The 20232-nt window shown below is 66.4% G+C and carries 10 protein-coding genes and 1 pseudogene; 5 read left to right on the forward strand and 6 right to left on the reverse strand.

Going from position 1 to position 20232, the window contains the following annotated elements; translation table 11 throughout:
• Positions 1-3 precede the first annotated feature (3 nt).
• From AC54AG_RS14950 to AC54AG_RS14960, 3 genes are all read right to left on the reverse strand, one after another.
• Complete coding sequence (locus tag AC54AG_RS14950; protein WP_496630793.1) at positions 4-3762, reverse strand: AAA family ATPase; 3759 nt, start codon at positions 3760-3762, stop codon at positions 4-6.
• A 16-nt stretch (positions 3763-3778) separates the two neighbouring features.
• The gene (locus AC54AG_RS14955) at positions 3779-5005 is read right to left on the reverse strand and encodes an exonuclease SbcCD subunit D C-terminal domain-containing protein (RefSeq protein ID WP_331777677.1); all 1227 of its coding nucleotides are present in this window, start codon (positions 5003-5005) and stop codon (positions 3779-3781) included.
• A gap of 142 nt (positions 5006-5147) precedes the next feature.
• Entirely contained in the window at positions 5148-8168 is a 3021-nt protein-coding gene (locus AC54AG_RS14960) for a PAS domain-containing protein (RefSeq protein WP_331777678.1), read from the reverse strand.
• Between the two features lie 282 nt (positions 8169-8450).
• Between AC54AG_RS14960 and AC54AG_RS14965 the strand changes: the two genes are divergently transcribed.
• Positions 8451-8822, forward strand: a complete 372-nt coding sequence (locus tag AC54AG_RS14965; protein WP_034755042.1) for a YajD family HNH nuclease — start codon at positions 8451-8453, stop codon at positions 8820-8822.
• A gap of 20 nt (positions 8823-8842) precedes the next feature.
• The gene (locus AC54AG_RS14970) at positions 8843-9511 is read left to right on the forward strand and encodes a response regulator (protein ID WP_331777679.1); all 669 of its coding nucleotides are present in this window, start codon (positions 8843-8845) and stop codon (positions 9509-9511) included.
• Between the two features lie 63 nt (positions 9512-9574).
• Here AC54AG_RS14970 and AC54AG_RS14975 read toward each other — a convergent pair whose 3' ends face one another.
• A complete protein-coding gene (locus tag AC54AG_RS14975; RefSeq protein WP_331777680.1) occupies positions 9575-11728 on the reverse strand; it encodes a TonB-dependent receptor domain-containing protein in 2154 nt (717 codons plus the stop codon).
• A 169-nt stretch (positions 11729-11897) separates the two neighbouring features.
• Between AC54AG_RS14975 and AC54AG_RS14980 the strand changes: the two genes are divergently transcribed.
• Entirely contained in the window at positions 11898-13253 is a 1356-nt protein-coding gene (locus AC54AG_RS14980) for a sensor histidine kinase (RefSeq protein ID WP_331777681.1), read from the forward strand.
• A gap of 27 nt (positions 13254-13280) precedes the next feature.
• Here AC54AG_RS14980 and AC54AG_RS14985 read toward each other — a convergent pair whose 3' ends face one another.
• Positions 13281-16496: a di-heme oxidoredictase family protein gene (locus AC54AG_RS14985; RefSeq protein WP_331777682.1), complete on the reverse strand. Its 3216-nt coding sequence runs from the start codon at positions 16494-16496 to the stop codon at positions 13281-13283.
• A 287-nt stretch (positions 16497-16783) separates the two neighbouring features.
• Positions 16784-17751: pseudogene (locus AC54AG_RS14990) on the reverse strand (IS1595 family transposase).
• Positions 17752-17940: 189 nt separating this feature from the next.
• Between AC54AG_RS14990 and AC54AG_RS14995 the strand changes: the two are divergent.
• Positions 17941-19218 carry a winged helix-turn-helix domain-containing protein gene (locus AC54AG_RS14995; protein ID WP_496630794.1) on the forward strand — a complete coding sequence of 426 codons (1278 nt, stop codon included), beginning with the start codon at positions 17941-17943 and terminating at the stop codon, positions 19216-19218.
• A complete protein-coding gene (locus AC54AG_RS15000; protein ID WP_496630795.1) occupies positions 19215-20207 on the forward strand; it encodes a DUF2804 domain-containing protein in 993 nt (330 codons plus the stop codon). Before AC54AG_RS14995 ends, AC54AG_RS15000 begins: the two co-directional genes overlap by 4 nt.
• Positions 20208-20232: the final 25 nt, after the last annotated feature.

The raw sequence follows: 20232 nt of genomic DNA on the forward strand, positions 1-20232 counted from the left end.
GACCTAACGTACGGTCACCACGCTCTTGCCGCCGGACCCCGGCTGCACGAGGATGCGGGTGGCGATGCGCTCCGTCATTTCCTGTACGTGCGAGATCACGCCCACCTTGCGGCCCATCGCTTGCAAGCCGTCGAGCGCATCCATGGCCACGCGCAGGGTTTCCGTGTCCAGGCTACCGAAGCCCTCGTCGATGAACAGCGATTCCACGCGCACGCGGTTCGATGACAGCGAGGCCAGGCCCAGCGCCAGGGCCAGCGAGACGAGGAACGATTCGCCGCCCGACAGCGAGTGCACGGAGCGCAGCTCGCCGCCCATGTCCTGGTCGCGCACCATCAGGCCCAGCGATGGATTGTTCGGGTTGTCGATGCGTTCCAGCTGGTAGCGGCGCGCCAGGTGGTTCAGGTGCGCGTTGGCATAGCCGAGCAGCACTTCCAGGGTGAATTGCTGCGCGTAGTTGCGGAATTTCTTGCCGTCGGCCGAGCCGATCAATTCATTCAGGCTGGCCCAGCGCCGCTCGATGACGGCTTGCGCCTCGATTTGCGCCAGCATCGCTTGCGCGCTGTGGCGCCGGGCGTCGTCCTGCGCGATGGCCAGGCGCAAGCGCGTCGCTTCCTCGTTGGCCGCCTGGCGTTCCTGCAGCAGGGCGCCGAGCGCCGCCTGCAGCGCGGCCACGTCCATTTCCAGCGCTTCGGGCGGCTGCTGCACATGCGCGGCCAGCTGCTGCCGGCGTTCGGCCAGCACGGAAACGGCTGCCGTGTGGCGGTCGGCGATCACTTGCAGGGCGTCGCGTTCGGCGCGCATGGCGTCCGGCGCGATGGCCAGTCGCGCGCGCAAGCCGGCCATGTCGGCGGGAGCTTGGGCCGGATGGGCTTCTTGGAACTGGCGCAGCCAGTCGTGCAGGGCGGCGGCGGCGCCGTGTTCCTGTTCGCGCAAGGCGGCCAGGCGCCGCGACAACTGCGCGCATGCTTCGTCGAGGCGCGTGCGTTGCTGGCTGGCCGACTGCGCCGCCGTTTGCTGCCGCGCCAGCTGTTCTTTGGACTGCGCGATGGCCGCTGCCAGGCTGCGCTCGACCTCGGCCACGCTCTGGCCCTGCCATAGCGCGTGGCGCTGCGCTTGCAGTGCCGTTCGCTGTTTGTCGGCGGCGGCAAAGACGGCATGGGCTTCCTGCGCCGTGTGCCGCGCCTTGCCGGCGGCCAGCAGCGCCGCTTCCAGTTGCGCGGCCAGGGTCGCCAGTGCGTGGCCGCGCTTGTCCTGGTCCGCCTGCTGTTTCAGCCATTGCCGGCTTTCCGATTCACGCGCCGCGCGGAAGTCGGCCGGGCCGGCGCGCCAGCTGTCTTTCCAGTCCTCGGCGCCGTCGGCGTCGGCAAAGGCGCCATCGAGCTGCGCCAGCAAGGCATCGAGCGTGGCGCGCGCCGTCTCGCCCTTGTCGGCGTTGCCCGCTTGCTGCGCCTGCAGCTGCACCAGCTGCGCTTGCGCCTCGGCGACGGTGCTGGTGCAGCGCGCGTGCTCGCTGGATGCCAGTTCGTGCGCCGCCTGCGCCTGCTCGCGCCGCGCGCTGGCCTGGCGCAGCACCGTTTCCTGCTGCGCCAGCGCCTGCAAGCCTGCCGCATTGGCCGCCAATTGCTGCGTGAACCAGTCCGCGCGCTCGTCTACCGGCGGCAGCTGCAGGGTGTCCGCGTGCGGCTGCCATTGCGCATTCAGGCCGTCGATGATGGACGGCAGTGCCGATAGTTCTTCCGCCGTTTGCGCCTGTTCGCGCATATGGGCGGCCAGTGCCGCCTTGTGCGTGGCCAGCCGTTCCAGATTGCCGCGCGCCTGCGTGCGGCAGGCCAGCACGTCATCCTGCAAGCTGGCCAGCATCGCCTGCAAGGCGTCGTCGGCGTGGCTGTACGGGTGTTCCAGCGCGCCGCAGACGGGGCAGGGCAGGTCATCCTGCAAATTGGCCCGCAGCTGCTCGACGCTGGCCGCGCATGCCGCTTCGGCGCCCTTCAACGATTTTTCCGCCTGCGCCAGGCGTGCTTCCAGCAGCGCCGTTTGCGCCGCTTCCGCCGCCAATGCCGTGCTTTCCGTTTGCGCGGCCTGCGCCAGCTGGGCCGCCTTCGCTTGCCAGTGCGCCAGCGCCTGCCGCTGGCGTGCCAGTTCGCTCCAGGTTTTTTCCGCGCTGGTCAAGATGCGCGCGTGTGCCTCCAGCTGGCCGCGCTGTTCCTGCAGCCCCAGGCCATCGATGGCTTGCACGGCCGCCAGCGCCTCGCGCCGTTCGGCATCGCGCAGCGCCAGTTCGGCAGCGGCGCTGGCCAGCGCATCTTGCGCCGCCTGCGTGGTGTCAAGGGCCTGGCGCACCTGCCGCGCCGATGCGGCCATGCTGGCGTCGGCCGCATCGGCTTGCGCGGCCGCTTGCCCGGCCTGGGTAAACAATTGATCCCATAATTGCCACGATTGCGCCAGCGCCTGCCACTGCTGGTGCGATGCCAGCCACTGACTGCCCGCTTCCTGTTCCGCCTGCGCGGTCTGCTGGCGCTGCTGCAGCGTGTGCAGCGCGGCGCGCGCAGCCTCGTTGGCCTGGTCGGCACCTTGCGCCGCTTGCTTTGCCTGCTCATGCGCGGGCAGCTGGGCCAGGATACCGGCATCGAGCGCCTTGGCCTGGTCGAGCAGGGGCGCCGCATCGTGTTGCGCCGCTTCCCTGGCCTGCAAGGCCGCTGCCGCCAGTTGTACTGCCTGCGCCAGTTGCGTTTCGCTGGCCTCGGCCTGCGCCGCCTGCGCGCGCGACGCTTCCAAGGCCGCGCCCGTGCTGGCGATGTCGTTCGCCAGACGCGCCACGTCGTCGATCAGGGGCCGCGCCGGCTGCAGCAATTCCCACTGCGCCAGCGCCGCACGGCGTTCTTCGGCGGCGGCCCGTTCGGCATCCGCGCCATCGAGCGCCTCTTGCGCCGCCGCCACCTGGGCTTGCAGCTTGTGCGTCTCCTGGTGCCAGCGCTGCTGCAGTTCCAGCACGGCCTTGCGCAAGTCGATGGTGTGCAGGGTGGTGTCGGCCGCGCTGCACAGCGTTTCGGTATCGGCCCGTTCTTCCGGCGACAGGGGACGCTGGTCGGCCAGTTTTTCGCCCAGGCGTTCGAGGACCTGTTTTTCCTTTTTCGCCCGCTCGAAGGCGCGCATGGAGATATCCGTATAGATGCTGCTGCCCGTCAGGGTTTCGAGCAACTCGCCCCGTTCATTGTCTTCCGTCTTGAGGAAGGTGGAAAACTCGTTCTGCGCGAGCAGCACGGCGCGCGTAAACTGGTCGAACGACAGGCCGATGCGCTTTTCGATCTCTTCCTTGACTTCCGTCTTGGTACCGCCGATGGGTTGCAGCGCGGGCAGCTGGTGCAAGCTCATGGCGGTGGCCTGCAGCGCGCCTTCCGCCTTGGTGCGCGAGCGGCGCACGCTCCAGCGCGCGCGGTAGCTTGCGCCGTCCTTGCCGACGAAGTCCACTTGCGCGTAACCGTCGGGCGTGCCGCGCCGCAGCAGGGTGCGCGTATCCTGGGCATTGACGGTTTCCTTGCCCACGTCGGGCAGGGCGCTGCCCCGTCCCAGCACTTTCAGCAAACGCGGCGTGGCGTCGTACAGGGCCAGGCACAGGGCATCGAGCAAGGTGCTCTTGCCCGCGCCCGTGGGGCCGCTGATGGCGAACAGGCCGGAAGACGCCAGCGGCTCCTGCTGGAAGTCGACTTCAAATTCGCCGGCCAGCGAGGCCAGGTTCTTGCCGCTGATGTTCAGTATTTTCATGGTTCTTCAGTTGCGCTCACGCGCCGGGCAGCAGCAGTTCGGCCAGGGCCGACAGTTGTTCGGGGGGCGCTTCCTTGCCGTATTTTTGCAGGTACAGGCGGCGGAAGATGTCGTCGGGCTGCAGCTGTGCCAACTGGTCGAGCGTCAGGTTCTCGGGCGCGCTGCTGCGTGCCGCGCTCGACGTTTCGATCTTCGCCAGGCGCACGTGCTTGCCGTCGAGCGCCGTTTCGATGCGCGTGCGCAGGCCCGGTTCCGGCGCATCGAGGCGCACGCGTACTTCCAGGAAGGGCTGCGCTTCCGCTGGCGCCGCAGGCACGTCGAGGGCGGCCAGCTGCACCAGCACTTCGTTGATGGGCGCCGGCGTGGCGGGCACGCGCAGCAAGGGCACGGCGCGCGGCACTTCGATGACGCGCACCTCAGTCAACTGCTCGCCATCGATATCGAGGCACAGCACCTGATGCCGATAATTCACCTCCGCGAACGACAGGGGAATCGGGCTGCCGCAGTAGCGGATGTGCTCCTGACCGCCCACGGCCTGCGCCTTGTGCAGATGGCCCAGCGCCGCATAGGCGATGGCGGTATCGAAGATCCCCGACGGCAGCATTTCCGTGCCGCCGATGACGATGCGGCGCTCGGAGTCGTTCGACATTTCGCCACCCACCATGTGGCAGTGGCCCATGGCGACGATGGCTTGCCCGGGCTGGCGGCGCGCCAGCGCCAGGTCCGCCAGTTGGCGGTACAGCAGGGCGATGCCACCCAGGTAGGCGTCCTGCGTGTCGCCGGCCGGCAGTTTCGGCACGTCGCCGGGACGCAAAAAGGGCACGGCCAGGCACCAGGCCTGCACTTGCCCGTCGCCGCCGGCGAGCGGCAGCAGCAGGCGTTCCAGGTCGATATTGCCTGCCTCGTCGCGCAGCAGATGGCCGATTACGTGGGTGCCATGCGCGGCCAGCAGGGGGCCGGGCGCTTCGAGCCGTCCCGCCGAATCGTGGTTGCCGGCCACGACGACCAGTTGCAGCGCGGGCAGGCGCGCGCGCGCCTGTTGCAGGAAGACATATAACTGCTTTTGCGAGGCGGCCGACGGGTTGGCGTTGTCGAATACGTCGCCCGCCACCAGCAGCACGTCGACTTGCTCCGTCACGAGCGTGTCGAGCAGCCAGTCGAGGAAGCGCTGGTGTTCGTAGCCCCTTTCAAAATTGTGCAGGGTCTGGCCCAGATGCCAGTCGGAAGTGTGCAGCAGGCGCATGGTGTGGCAACGGTAGGGAGGACAGGCGCCAATATAGCAGGAATGATAGGGGTCAGACCCGTTGGGGACATGTTTCCTGGTAGGGAACTTGCCGATCGCGAAGCGACTGACCCCAGCCTTCAGTTGGGCTTGCCCTCAGCCATCAAGCCGTCAATGCGCCAGCTCTGTATGTATTGCGTCCATCCTGCTTGGCCTTGTACAGCAGCACGTCGGCGCGCTGCAGCAGCACGGCGGGGGAAATGTCTTCGTCGCGGTAGAAGGCCAGGCCGATGCTGGCGGAAATGCGCACGGTGATGCCGTCGAGTTCGAACGGCTGCTGCATGGCGGCGACGATTTTTTCCGCCAGCACGGCCGCGTCGTCGGGGCGGGTGATCTGTTCCATGATGATGGTGAATTCATCGCCGCCCAGGCGGGCGATGATGTCGGTGGCGCGCATGGTGTGCGTCAGGCGCTGGGCGAAGGCGCGCAGCAGGGCGTCGCCGGTGCCGTGGCCGTGCGTGTCGTTGACGGGCTTGAAGCGGTCGATATCCATGTACATGACGGCCATCAGGTGCTGCTGCTGGCGGCTCGCGTGCATGGCGTCGCTGAGTTTTTGCTGGAAGCCGGCGCGGTTCGACAGGCCTGTGAGCGCATCGACCTGGGCCAGCTTCAGCAGGCGCTGTTTTTCGCGCTTTTGCACGGTGATATCTTGGCGCATCACGTGAAAGCCCACCACCTGCAGCTTGTCTTCGCCGATCTGCGGGATGTAGATCACTTCCAGGCAGCGCTCGATGCCTTCCTTCTCGTCTTCTTCCTCGAAGCTCAGGGTTTCGCCGGCCAGCACTCTTTCGATATACGGCGCCACCGTGCGGTAGCGCGCTTCGCCCACCGTGTCGCGCACGCGCTTGCCCAGCGCCTGGCGGCCCGTCAGGCCGAATTCGCGTTCATAGGCGATGTTCAGGAAGCGGTAGACCTGGTCGGCGTCGATGTAGGCGATCATGGCTGGCAAGGTGTCGGCGATGGTGCGCAGGCGCGCTTCGCTTTCCAGCAGCGCCACTTCCGATTCGCGCAAGGTGGTGATGTCGTCCAGGGTTCCCACGTAGCCTTCGATCTTGCCGTCGATGAGGATGGGGGCAATTTTGACGGAGACCCAGACCAGCCGGCCGTCGCGCTGCAGGCAGCGCAAGGTGGACTGGAATGGCGCATGGCTGCGCGTCAGCTGTTCCAGCGCCACGTGCATCAGCGGATAGTCGTCCGGGTGCAGGGCGCTGGTCCAGCCGGCGCCCAGGGCGGCCGCGCGCGGCAAGCCCGTGATCGATTCGAAGGTGCGGTTGACATAGGTGCAGCGGCGCTGGCGGTCCAGGCGCACGAGGCCCAGCGGCGAGGCGTCGTTGACGGCGGCCAGTTCGGCCTGTTTCTGGCGCAGTTCCAGCTCTTGCTGGCGGCGCTGCGAGATATCCTCGGCGATGCACAGGATATGTTCGATCTGCTGGCGCTCGTCGAACACGGGCACGGAGACGGCGCGCAGGTAGCGCAGGCTGCCGTCCGCCAGGCGCAGCGGCTTTTCCGTATGGTCGATGACGCCGTGCTCGGCGAGGATGGCGCGGTCGTCCTCGGCGTCGTGCAGGCCGAAGTCGGGCGGGAAGGCCTGGCAATCGGTCTTGCCGATGACGTCGGCGGCCAGGTGGCCGGTGATGTCCTCGGCCGCCTTGTTCCACACTTCCATCTGGCCGAAGTTTTCCGGCCGTGCGCTTTTCACGTAGACCAGCACGGGCAGATGGTCGATCAGCGACTGCAGGAAGCTGCGGTTGTCCTGCAGCGCCAGTTCGTCGTGCTTGCGCGCGCTGATGTCGCGCGAGGTGACGGCCACGCCGTCGGTGATCGGCACCACCTGGTGGCGCAGCCAGCGCGTGGCGCCCGAGGCCAGGGTCAGCTCGAATTCATCTTCCAGCGGCTGGCGCGTTTCCATCACCAGCACGAAGCGCTGGAAGAAACGCTCGCCGCGCAGCAGCGGCATGTGCTGCAGCACGCGCTGGCCCAGCAGTTCGGAGCGCGGCTTGCCCAGCATGTCGGCGGCCCGCTCGTTGATGTCGGCGAAAATGAAGTCTTCCACCGGTTTGCCCGGGGCGGGGCGCCAGGCTTTCAGCAGCAGCACCGAGTCGAGGCTGCCGTGGTGCGCCGCGCGCAGCAGCGCCTGCGTTTCCGTGGCCTGGCGGATGCTGCGGCGCAGGCGCGCGCTCTGGCGCATCAGCAGGGCCGTAAAGCCGGCAATGAGCACGCTGGCGGCGAGCAGCGCGCCCACATACAACAGGCGGCGGTGTTCAAAGCGGGCCAGGGCAACGGCGCGGCTCACGCCCACCACGGCCAGCAGCGGGTAGCGCGGCAGCTCGCGGTAGCTGTAGATGCGCGGCGTCGCGTCGACGGGCGGCTCGATCAGCAGTTCCTCGGGGGCGTGCCGCGGCGGACCCGGCATGCGGAAGTCGATGCGGTCGCTGAGGATCAATTGCTCGCCGATGCGGCCCACCGTCAGGCCGCTGTCGCGCGCCACCAGCATCAGCGCGCCATGCTCGTCGAGGTTCAGGCGGTCGTAGTCGTCGACAAAATACGTTGGGTCGACGTGGATGACGATGGCGCCGGCAAAGCGGCCCCGCGCATCGTTCAGGCGGCGCGCCAGGCGGATGGTCCAGCGCTTGCCGTCCGCGTCGAGCATCGGTGTGTCGACCAAAACCGTGTCGGATGCATTGGCGGCCAGCGCCCTGAAAAATGGCTGCGCGGCCAGGTTTTCCGGCAGATAGGCGTGGGCGCTGTCGATGACGTTGCCCTGCGCGTCGATGAGGGCGATCGGCAGTTCCAGCTTCGATGGCAGCACGCTGTCGAGCAGGCCCTGGCGGCGCGTGAATTCATTGAGGCGCAGGCCGCCGTCCGTTTCCTCGTATTTGAGCTTGAACAATTGCGTGGCATGGTCGGTCTGGCGCAGCGTGAAACTGGTATGGTCGGCCAGGGTACGCGCCAGCGACTGGCTCGCGGCCACGGCGTCGCGCACGGCGCTGGCCCGCTCTTGGCCCACCTGATAGTAGACGGCCGCCCACAGCGCCAGCAGCAGGATGAGCGCGAACAGGGGCACCAGACTGATGCGGTACAGGCGGCGGGCAAGGCGTTGCAGGGGTCTCGTTATCGCTATCACGGGCGCTTGCAGGCTAGATTCATGGAAAAAGGGAGGGGCGGCGTGGCGCGCATGATAGCCGAAATCGGCTGCCTTGCGCATAAGCCCGTCGCCGCCACGCCCATCGTCTGTTCGCGGTCTGTCGCTGGGCTTATTTTGCGTTAAATCAAGTATCTGTGGTGCCGCGCACGCTAAAAAAGGTGCGCCGGTGGCGACACGGGCTGGCGGCGTGGCAGAAAAAGTACAATTGCGCCCCCATCCTCATTAAAATGGATGCTTCTACCTCCCATATCGAAAGTTGTCATGCAGAGTAAAAAGCCCGATGCGGCACGGCTGGACAAGATCGTGGCCGAAGCGCGCCGCGCCGCCGACCAGCGCGAGAGCGGCTACCGCGAGCGCTCGCTGAAGATGTACCCGTGGGTCTGCGGCCGCTGCATGCGCGAATTTACGCGTGCCAACGTGCAGCAGCTGACCGTGCACCACCGCGACCACAACCACGACAACAATCCGCCCGATGGCAGCAACTGGGAACTGCTGTGCCTGTATTGCCACGACAATGAGCACTCGCGCTACCTGGAAGCGGACCGTGGCGCCGGCCTGCTGTCGGCCGAGGTGGCGCCGGCCACGCACAATCCGTTTGCCGCGCTGGCGGGCCTGATCAAGAAAAAGGACTGAGCGGGCCGCGCCGCTTCGCCATGCGCATCTTGCTGACCGAAGACGACCCGCAGCTGGGCCGCGCCACGCAGATCGGCCTGGAGCAGGGCGGCTATGCCGTCGACTGGGTCACGAGCGCCGAACACGCGCACACGGCCGTGCGCCTGCACGACTATGGCTGCATCCTGCTCGACCTGGGCTTGCCCGGGCAGGACGGCATGCAGGCGCTGGGCGTGTTGCGCGATAACGGCTACAGCGGCGCCGTGCTGGTCGTCACGGCGCGCGACACGGTGGGCGAGCGCATCGCCGGCCTCGACGCGGGCGCCGACGACTTCATCGTCAAACCGTTCGACCTCGACGAGCTGGCCGCGCGCATCCGCAGCGCCTGCCGCCGCGCCGCCGGCCGCCTGCGCGAGCACCTCGTGCACGGCGACCTCGTGGTCGATATCGCGGACCGGCAAGTGACGCAGGGAGGCTTGCCCGTGACCCTGACGGTGAAGGAATTTCGCATCCTGCAACTGCTGCTGGAACATGGCGGGCGCGTGCTGAGCCGGGAACAGCTGGAGAAAAACCTGTACAGCTGGGGCGGCGAAGTGGAAAGCAATGCCGTGCAAGTGCACATCCACCACCTGCGCAAGAAGCTGGGGCGGGACTTGATACGCACCGTGCATGCGATCGGTTATTGCATCGACAAGCCGAAAGCGGCCTGACAAAGAAAACGGGCCGCCCTGAGGCAGCCCGTTGTGCTCTATGGCTGGTCAGCCATCAACTCATCAGAAATCGACGGTGGCCGACAGCCACAGGCGGCGTCCGTCCAGGCTGTTGACATAGCGGTTGGCGTAGGTCAAGGTCGGCGCCGACGAACCACGGTACGGCTGGTAATCGATGAAGTCCTTGTTGAGCAGGTTGTACACGGCCGCGTTCAATGTCACGCGCTTGTTCAGCTGGTAGCTGGTGCCCAGGTGCAGCATGGTGTAGCCCTTGTAGTCGCCCAGCGCGGCCTTGGCGGCGCGCGTGGAAGCCGAGGTGCCCGGATCGCGGAAGCGCTCGCTGCGGTACTCGGCGCGCAGCCAGCCATTCCATTCGCGCGAGATATCCCACGAGAGGCGCGCATTGACGGCGTGCTTTGGCGTGTCGCTCAGCGGCTTGCCCGCGTTGCTGCCACTCTTCTGTTCGCTTTCCGTGTACGTGTAGTTGGCGCTGGCCGACAAGGTCTTGCCCAGCGGGAAGCGCGTGTTCAGCTCGACGCCGCGTGTGACGGCCTCATCCACGTTGACGGACTGGCCAAACGCATCGACGTTGGGCCAGTTGCCGAAGCTGACGCAGCCTGGACGGTTCGGCGACGGACGGTAGTCGCAGTTGACGAGACCGGTGCCCGTCGTGATCTTGTCCTTGAATTCGTTGTTGAACAGGGAGCCGCTGGCCGTCCAGCCGGCCAGGTTGTCGAAGTAGGCGCCGATTTCCGTCGTCGTGCTCGTTTCCGGCTTCAAGTCCGGGCTGCCGACGAGGGGGATCGTGCCCTGGCCGCCGAAACCGTTGATGCCTGGCGACAGTTGCTCCACGCGCGGCGTCTTGTAGCCCTTGCTGATGCCGCCTTTGACGGTCCAGCTCGGCGTCGCGTTCCACACGGCATACGCGCGGGGGCTGGTCTGGCCGCCGAAGATGCTGTGATCGTCATAACGGGCGCCGAAGGTCAGCGCGACGTTCTCCAGCACTTGCCATTCGTCTTCCACGAACAGGGCTTTTTGCGTGAATTCGAATTTCTTCGGCGCCACGCCGTCCGTCATTTCCGCCTTCCACCATTGCGCGCCGACGGTCGCCATGTGCTTGCCTAATGGCATGACCAGCTTGGTGTCGAACACCTGGCTTTCCACTTCCAGCGTGCGTGCGCTGCCGGCCACGGCGCCGGGCGTGCCTGGCGGAATCGTGCGGCCCAGGGTCTCCGTCTTGTTCACCATGTAGCTGCTGTCCAGGGTGCCGAAGCCGAAGCGGCCCGTGTGCGACAGGGTCCACTGGTCGCGGTTGTATTTCTGCTCGGGACCGTAGCCGCCCTGCAAGCCCAGGGTGCCCAGCTGTTTCTTCGAATTGTCGTAGGTCTGGCGGCCTGCGTCCGCGTCGAGGATGACGGTGTGGTAGCGGTTCGGCGTGAAGGCCAGGCGCGCGCCAAAGTTTTCAATGTCCGCGCGCACGGGGTTGGCGCCCATGTTCGGCACGACTTCCGTACCGGTACCGTCGTTGTAGCGGATGTCGGCCGCATCGCGGCGCTGCTTGCTGCCGCGCAGGGACAGGCCCAGCAGGTCGGTGGCGATGGGGCCGCTCAGGTAGAAGCGGCCGGCCTTGACGTCGCCGAAGTCCGATTCCTGCTGCACGGTGTAGTCGGCCGAGACGGAGCCCATCCACTGCTTGCCCACCTTGCGCGTGATGATGTTGATCACGCCGCCCATGGCGTCCGAGCCGTACAGGGTCGACATGGGGCCGCGGATGATCTCGATGCGCTCGATGGCGGCCAGCGGCGGCATGAAGCTCGTCTGCGTGCCGCCGAAGCCGTTCGGCGTGACGTTGCCGGCCGCGTTCTGGCGGCGCCCGTCAATCAGCACCAAGGTGTAGTCGCTGGGCATGCCGCGGATGCTGATGTTCATGCCACCCGTCTTGTCGCCCGCCGCGCCCACGTCGATGCCTTCCACGCTTTCCAGCGCCTGCGTCAGGTTGCCGAAGCGTTCCTTCGACAGTTCCTGGCGCGTCAGCACCGTGATCGAGGCGGGCGCCTGCTTGATGTCCTGCTCGAAACCGGAAGCGGAGACCACCACTTCCGGCATGCTGGCAGGCGCGCCCGTCTGGGCGTGCGCCGGCAGGCAGGACAGGGCGGCCACGGCCAGGGCCAGGGTGGTGGGACGCGGCAGGGGCGCGCGGCGGGTGCTGTTGGACATGCAAACTCCTGATGGTGGATGAGTTATTGGTGTGTGTTGCTGTGCAAGCTAATGGGAATCATTGAGGCAATAAGAATCATTTACAATTGCGGACATGGCATCCCAAAAAATATTTCGCTCCGGATCTTGCGCAGAAGTTCTTAAGAGATTCTTAACGGCTGGCGGCGGCGTGAAAACCTGGTCCTTGCGGCGCACCCTGCTGGCCGTGCTGCTGGGCCTGACCCTGGCCCTGTGGGTGGGCAGCGCCGCCATCGTGTACGTGGAAGCGCGCCGTGAAAGCCAGGAATTGTTCGACCAGTCGCTGATCGAGACGGGTCATCTGCTGCTGTCGCTGGTGGAAAAGGATGCGCGCAAACACGGCTTGACGGGGCCGATCGACGTGCCGCTGCGCGGCCATCCGAATCCCCATCAGTATTTGCTGTTCAAGGTGCGCGACGCGCAGCAGCGCGTGCTGTACCGCAATGACGCGGCGTCCGATATCGCCCTGTCGCGCAGCGCGCCGGACGGCCTGTCCTGGACCAGCATCGGCGGCCAGCGCTGGCGGTTGTTTTCGCTGTGGGACCCGCAGCGCACTTTGCAACTGCTGGTGGCCGAGCCGACCAGCCACCGCGACGACATCAGCCGCGGCTTCTTTTACCGCATCGCGCTGTTCGGCCTGCTGCTGGTGGCGCTGGCCACGATCGCCATCTGGTGGAGCATCCACCGCGTGTTTCGCGTGCTGCAGGCGTCGGCCGATGAAGTGTCGGCGCGCACGCCCGATGAACTGGCCGACGTCAGGCTGGCGGGCGCGCCCGCCGAACTGCATCCGCTGCTGCTGGAAATAAACCGCCTGTTCGGCAGGGTGCGGCAAAGCCGCGACAACGAGCAGCGCTTCACGGCCGATGCGGCGCACGAGCTGCGCACGCCGCTGGCCGCCATCAAGACCAATCTGCAAGTGCTGCAGCGGGCCCGCAGCGCGGACGAACGCGAGGAATTCATCGCCGCCCTAGGCGCCAGCGTGGAGCGCGCCACGCGCCTCGTCAACCAGTTGCTGGCGCTGGCGCAGCTCGATCCGCAGTCGCAGGCGCAGGATACTGTACTGGCGCTGGCGCCGGGCGACCTGGCGCACCTGCTGGCGCAGCAGGGCGCCCAATGGAAGGCGCTGGCCGCGCCGTACGGACTGTCGCTGAGCGTGAACATGGCGCCGGCGCCGTGCGCGCTGCATGCGGACAGCCTGCAGCTGCTGCTGCGTAACCTGGTCGAGAATGCGCTGCGCTATACGCCTGCGCCGGGCTTTGTGGCCGTCAGCTGCGGCGTGGAAGCGGGGCGCAGCTATGTGCGCGTGGCTGACACGGGGCCCGGCATCGCCGAAGATCTGCATGAGCGCGTGTTCGAACGCTTCGTGCGCCTTGGGAGCACAGCGCTGCCCGGCAGCGGCCTGGGACTGTCCATCGTGCGCCGCATCGCCGAACGGCATGGCGCGTACATCATCCTTGGCGAAGGGCTGCAGGGCAGGGGGCTGGCGGTGACGGTCGTGTTTCCATGACGGCCCCGCCAGCGGTGCTTCACATGCTTACAGCGACTTCAGGAAAGCCAGCAGCGTCTCGCGGTCCGTCTTCGACAGATTCTCGAAACGCTGGCGCGCCTTGGTCCCTTCGCCGCCGTGCCACAGGATCGCTTCCGTTAGGCTGCGCGCGCGGCCGTCATGCAGGTAGCCAGCCTTGCCGCCATTGCCCATGACTTTTTCCGTGTAGCCGATGCCCCACAGGGGCGCCGTGCGCCACATGCTGCCTTGCGCCTGTCCTTCCGTGAAGGTGTCGGCCAGTTCGGGGCCCATGTCGTGCAGCAGCAGGTCGGTGTACGGGCGAATGGTCTGGTTGCGCAGTTCCGCAAACAGATGTCCCGCGCCCGTCTTCATTTCCACCGTGTGGCAGGCGGCGCAGCGCATGCCCTGGAACAGCTTCGAACCGGCGGCCACCTGCTGCGGGTCGACCTTGAGTTCCTCGATCGGCGCCACGCCTTTCGGGAAGCCGCTGGCGATGCTGCGCTGTGCCGGCACGGCCACCAGGGCCAGGTATTGCGTGATCGACTGCAGGTCCGCTTCCGAGATGCCCGGCTGGGCGCCTCCCGCCGCGCAGGCTGCCGGCCCCGCCATGCAGGCGCGGTTGCGGTACACGGGCGAGGTGACGGCCATGTCCAGCAGCAGTGCGTCGGCGGCCTGGTGGCGCAAGGTGGCTTTCGCGGCCTTCCAGCCGAAGCGGCCCAGGCGCACGGCGCCCGTCTCCGGTTCATACACATAGTTGGGCAGGCCCATGACGCCGTCGGCATCCGGCGTGCTGCGTGCGCGCGCCAGGATGTCGGCTTCCGGCACGGCTTCCAGCAAGCCCGTGCCGATCATCGGCGGCGCCGCGCGCAGAGAGACGATTTGCGGCACGGGGCCTTCGAAGGCCAAGGTCGGCTTGCGCAGTTCGACCTGCGTGCCATCGGCCAGGGTAGTCTTGCGTGTCGTAAAACCACCCACGCTGACGCTGTTGCCCCAGTTTTGCGGCGCGCCGGACGGCGACACGGCATTCATCTGGATCGCCGTGCCGTATTGCGGGTGCGGCACCTGCTGGCCCGCCGCATTGATGCTGGCGACGCGCACGGCCATCGTGTCGAGGCGCTGGTTCACAGCCATCGGCGCGGGGCTGCGGCCATTGTTGACGTGGCAGGCGATGCAGGCCGACTGGCCGTAGCGCTGTCCCTGCAGGCCGACGGCGGGCGCGTAGCGGTCGTTGCCGCCTTCGTTGTGGTCACCGGTGGTGAAGTTGGTGTGCACAAGGCGGCGGCCCTCGACAAAGCGCTGCATGTTCTGCATGCCGATGTTGTTGTGCGGCTGCTGGAACATGAACAGGGCGTTGTCCGAGTAGTTATACGACACGGAACCGAGGCCGCCGGACAGCGTTTCTTCCGGCAGGGGCACGCCATTGAGGCGCGGCTGCACGCCATACCACGGCCGCAGTCCCGCGCCTACCACATACGTCCATTCGTACGAGTAGTAGCGGATGCCGCCATCATCGCCTTTCGATGCCATCGACGCGGTGGTGGAAAACATCGATGGCGACACTTCGATGATGTCGCCGGCCGTCAGCGCGCGCGCCTTGACCTCGGTGCCATTCGGCATGCCGCCGGCATCGAGGCCGCCATGGCCCGGGTACTCCTTGATCAGCAAGGTGCAGGCGCCGTTGATGCCGTTGGCGTTCGTCAGCCTGTCGTTGGCCGGATAGGCCATCGGCTTGCAGACGGGGACGTTGCGGTCCACCAGTTCGCCGGGCGACATCCAGCCATAGCCCGTCACGCCGGGACGGTCGAAGCCGCGGAAGAAGGCCACGCCGCCGGACAGGAAATCGACGGTGGTGTACTGGTTGACGATCAGCGTAGGCTTGGTGACGCCGCGGACCTTGCTGTTGTCGATGATTTCCACGCCCCAGGTGCGGTTCTTGAAGTACTGCGGCACGAAAGTGAGGTAGTTGCCCGGGCCCTTGTCCTGCGGCAGGTCCGTGACGGGATCGACCGTTTCATTCGGACCGTAGCCGATCTCATTCCATTCCTCGCCCCGCTCGCGGCCATGGCGCGCCAGGCCGCGCGCGCCGAAGCGCGTCACCAGCGTGCCGTCGGCAAGCGTGAATTGCAGGCTTTCCAGCGGCTGCGCGGCGGCGGGCAGCGGTGTCCAGCCGGCGCCGTTGGCGGGGAATTTCAGCGCCGACGTCGCGGTCGACGGCAGGCTGTTGTCGCTGCCCGGCGTCTTGAAGCTCACTTCCAGCAGCGAATAGCCATACTGCGTGGCGCGCGCCACGCCCTGCAGGCGGATGTAGCGGGCATGGATGCCCAGGTTGAAGAATTCCTCGGTGCCGCCGTGGCCATTGCTCACGTAGCGCACTTGCGACCAGTTCTGCCCGTCGTCGGACACTTGCAGCGCGTACTGCTTGCCGTACGCGTTTTCCCACAGCAGTTTCATGTAGCCGACGGGCGTCTTCGCGCCGAAGTCGAACTGTATCCAGGCGCCGTCCTCGAACTTGCTGGCCCAGCGCGTGTCCGTCTTGCCGTCGATCGCCATGGCGGCCGACATGCCGTTGTTTTCCACGGGAGAGGAAGTGGCGGCCACGGGCGAGATGGCCACGCCGGGCTGGCCAGGATCGATGGTGACCGGGGGCGGTTCGGTGACGGGCGGCGTCACGGGCGGCAGTACGGGTGTGCCCGAAAATGCCTGGATTTCAAAGATGGAGTAGCCATACTGGCCCACGCGCTTGACGCCCTGCATGCGCAGGTAGCGTCCTTGCGCGTCGAACCCCGTGATGTCCTCGATGCCGCCCTTGCTGTCGCTGACGTTCTGGATGGTGGTCCAGTGCGTATTGTCGTCCGATACCTGCAGCAGGTAGGCGCTGGCGTGCGCGTTTTCCCAGGCGATATGCACGCGCGTGATGCGCTGCGAGATGCCGAAATCGAGGGTCAGGTATTCATTGTCGGAGAACGCGCTGCCCCAGCGCGTGCCGTCGTTGCGGTCGATCGCGGCGCTGGCCGACAGGTCGCCCCGTTCCGCCGAGCTGGCCGTGGCGGCGACTGGCGTCAGTGCCGTTTCGGCCGATGGCTGCGCCAGCAGGTGCTGGGCCATGGCGGGCGTGGCCGGCTTGTCGCTGCCACCGCCGCCGCATGCCGCCAGCAGCAGGGCCACGGCCAGCGGCAGGTGCCGCCTGGAAAAGTGGATGAAGCCGGCCTGGTGCTGCCGGGGCCGAAGCAGGGATGTGTGCATGCGATCTTCCTTGTTTTTATTGGTTATGCGAGATTGGTCAGACGGGCTACCTCCGCATCCCGCCTATGGTGTTGCGCGTGCTTCACCGCCACGGCAGCGCCTTGCGGGCAAAGATAGGGGAGTGGTTTAATTGCTGTGTGGCAATATTGTTCTTAAGTTATAGAAGCACATACGGCATGTCAAGAAGTCTCGTGCGCTTGTCATCAACTGTTCATATAGCCTGGGTTTTTTGCACTATGCTGGTGCGCAAGGTGACTAAAAATGTGCGAAGGTATGAATAAAATTGGCTATGTCACCGTTAGATGTGGAAATGCACCCAGCGTTGCTTTCAACAGCGTTTCCGGTGAACGGATACGCCTGGCGTCGAGTATCCAACGCCATCCCAGATAGTTCGGCAAGTAGCGCGTCGCCACGCCGTGAAACGGCCCCATCCATTGTCGCAAACGGCTGTGATAGGCGTTGACGTTCTGCACGTGGGCGGCGCCCTGCACGCGGATGCCGGCGCGCAGGTTGACGGCCTGGTGGCTGATCCCCGCTTCCTTGGCGAAGCCCGATAGGCTGCATGACCATCGGTGACCAGTAGCACATCCTTGTCGATGACGGGCAACAAACAGTGATGCAACTGCGCCTTGGTTAGCGCTCCTTTTCCCGTGACGAAATCGAGGGTCTGTCCCGTACGGTCGCGCGCCACCAGGATGCAGACCTGTTCGTTCGATATGCCGCGTTTATGGGCATGGCCGCCCCGGCGGCGGGGCGGACGCGTCATGTTTCTGGATCCCTTTTCCGATTCCAGCAGATATAACTCGTCTGCCTCGGCGATGCCGTGCCGGCCATGCGGCCGGTCCGTCTTTGTCAACGACAAAAAACGGTGGCGCCAGCGAAACGTGGTATTGCGGTGTACGCCCAGCTGTAACGCCGCCTTGCGCACGGAATCCGATGCCAGCAGACAATCGGCGTAATCGAGCCACAAGGTCTTGTGGCGCAGGTGCGCCAGCGGCGTGCCCGTCAAGGCGTTGAAGGTGCGGCCGCAGGGCACGCAACGGTAGCGCTGCAGTCCGTGCACATGACCATGCCGGTGCAGGTGCGCCGAGCCGCAGGCGGGACAGGCCAATCGCGGCTGCGCCACATTTTCCAGCAGCGCGACGGTCGCGTCGTGTGGCGCGTTGCCATGCAGCAGGGCAATGCCTGCCTGCCGCTGGCGTCTGCTCAAACGAGCAAACTGCGCAATCAAGGTGATCCATTCGGCTGACCGCATGATCTGCTCCTGCAGGGTAAGTATGCAGAGTCAGACAAGACATCCAAGGGAAGATTCCGGCATTTCCCCTACTTGCCGATGACAGAGCCATAAAATTCAAGAAAAAATGCGTGGCGCGCGACGGGAATGCGGTATCTTCCTGAAATGCCTGCCGCCGACGCGTCCCTTTTTTTTGAGGAAGAACTGACCTTGCCGATTCCGCCAGCCGCACCGATACTCGCGCCCCTCTCCCTGGCCGCCGCGCGCGCCTTGCACTTGGCCGCACAGGGCTTGCTGCAGGCGCGCCGCAAGAAGGCCGTGAAGGCCGACGTGCTGGCCGCCATCCGCCAGATGGGCGTGCTGCAGATCGACACCATCCACGTGGTCGCGCGCAGCCCGTACCTGGTGCTGTGGAGCCGGCTGGGCGACTATCCGCAGCCGTGGCTCGAGCAATTGCTGGCCGAGGGCGCGCTGTTCGAATACTGGGCGCATGAAGCGTGCTTTGTGCCCATTGAAGACTATGGCTTGTACCGCCACCGCATGCTCGACCCGGCCGCCATGGGCTGGAAGTATTCGGTCAAATGGATGGCCGAGCAGGGCGAGGCCGTCGCTTCCGTGCTCGAACATATCCGCGCCAACGGCGCCGCGCGCTCGGCCGATTTCGAGCGCACGGATGGCAAGGCCGGTGGCTGGTGGAGCTGGAAGCCGGAAAAGCGCTCGCTCGAAGTCTTGTTTACCTCGGGCGTGCTGATGATCGCCAAGCGTCATCAGTTCCAGCGTTATTACGACCTGGCCGAACGGGTGCTGCCGGGCTGGCACGACGGCTTGCTGCCATCGGAAGAACAGGTGCGCCGGCGCCTGCTGCTGGCCAGCGTGAAGGCGCTGGGCCTGGCGCGCGCCAGCTGGATCAGCGACTACTTCCGCACCAAACAGCCGCGCGCCAGCCTGGCGCACGATTTGCAGGCGCTGGTGGACGAGGGGGCGCTGCTGCGCTGCACGGTCGATGGCTGGATGGACGCCGTGTACGTGCATGCCGATCACGCGGAACTGGCGCGCGCGGCGGCCGCCGGCAAGCTGGCGCCCACCCTGACGACGATTTTATCGCCGTTCGACCCCGTCGTCTGGGACCGCCGCCGCGCCCTGGAATTGTTCGGCTTTGACTACCGGCTCGAATGCTACACGCCCGCTGAAAAACGCCGCTACGGCTACTTCACCTTGCCGATCTTGCGCCGTGGCGCGCTCGTGGGACGCCTGGACGCCAAGGCGCACCGCGCGCAGGGGCGCTTCGAGATCAAGTCGCTGGCGCTGGAAGACGGCGTGCGCGTCAGCCCCCGCCTGGTGCAGGACGTGGCCGGCGCCGTGCGGCGCCTGGCGCTCTGGCATGCCTGCCCGGATATTGAAATAGCCCAGGCGCAGCCGGCCGCTTTTGGCGCGCTGCTGGCCGAGGCGCTGCACGACGGCGGCGCCGCCGCAAGGCAGGCCGCATGATGTTGCCGCCGGCTCCGCCCGCGCTGCTCGACGCCGACGGCCAGCCATGTTTCGGCCGCTACACGGGCCAGCTGGACGCTTTCGACTGGGTCGCGCTGGCGCCGCCGTACGCGCGCGGCGGCCTCTGGCGCTTGTTCCACCACAAGCGCTGGCATTACGTGGCCCTGTCGACACCGGCCGTATTTTGCGGCGTGGCCATCGTCGACCTGGGCTGGACCAGCACGGCCTTCGCGTATGCCTTCGACCGCCACAAGGGCAAGATCGTGGCCAGCTTTTCGCAGGATGGCATCCCCGGTCTGTGCGCATCGGTGGCGCCGCATGCGGGCGCCAGCAGCCGTTTCCGTTTTTTGTCGCAAAAAATCAGCATCGAGGCCCAGCCGCAGCAGCGCTACCGTTTGCGGCTCGATTGCGGCCATTTCGGCATCGATGCGGAATGCGGCCCGCCCGTGGCGCCCACCTTGCTGGCCATCGGCCCCGTGGGCGAGGGCGGCAGCGTGCATGCGACGCAAAAGTCGGGCGGTCTGCCCTTGTGGGGCACCGTGCGCTGCGGCGCCGTCGGCTACAGTTTGGATGACGGCGTGGCCAGCTTCGATTATTCGAACGGGCTGCTGGCGCGCGAGACGGAATGGCGCTGGGCTTCGGCGCACAGCCTGGACCTGGGATTCAATCTGCAGGCCGGCTATTTCGGCGCGCATGAAAACGCGCTGTGGCTCGATGGCCAGCTGTATCCGCTGGGCCGCGCGCATTTCGATTTCAATCCCGACAATCCGCTGGCGCCCTGGCATGTGTGGACGGACGACGATTTGCTCGACCTGCACTTCAAGCCGGAAGGCGCGCGGCGCGAAGATAAAAACCTGTGGATCGCCGCCAGCCGCTACATCCAGCCCATCGGCACGTTCAGCGGCTGGGTGCGCACCAGCGCGGAGTCTCCCAAGCGCATCGTGGCGCAGCTGGCGGGTGTCACGGAAAGCCACCGCTCGCGCTGGTAGGCGCGTGATTTTTTGCGAAACGCGT

It is taken from the genome of Janthinobacterium sp. BCJ23 (assembly GCF_059617945.1).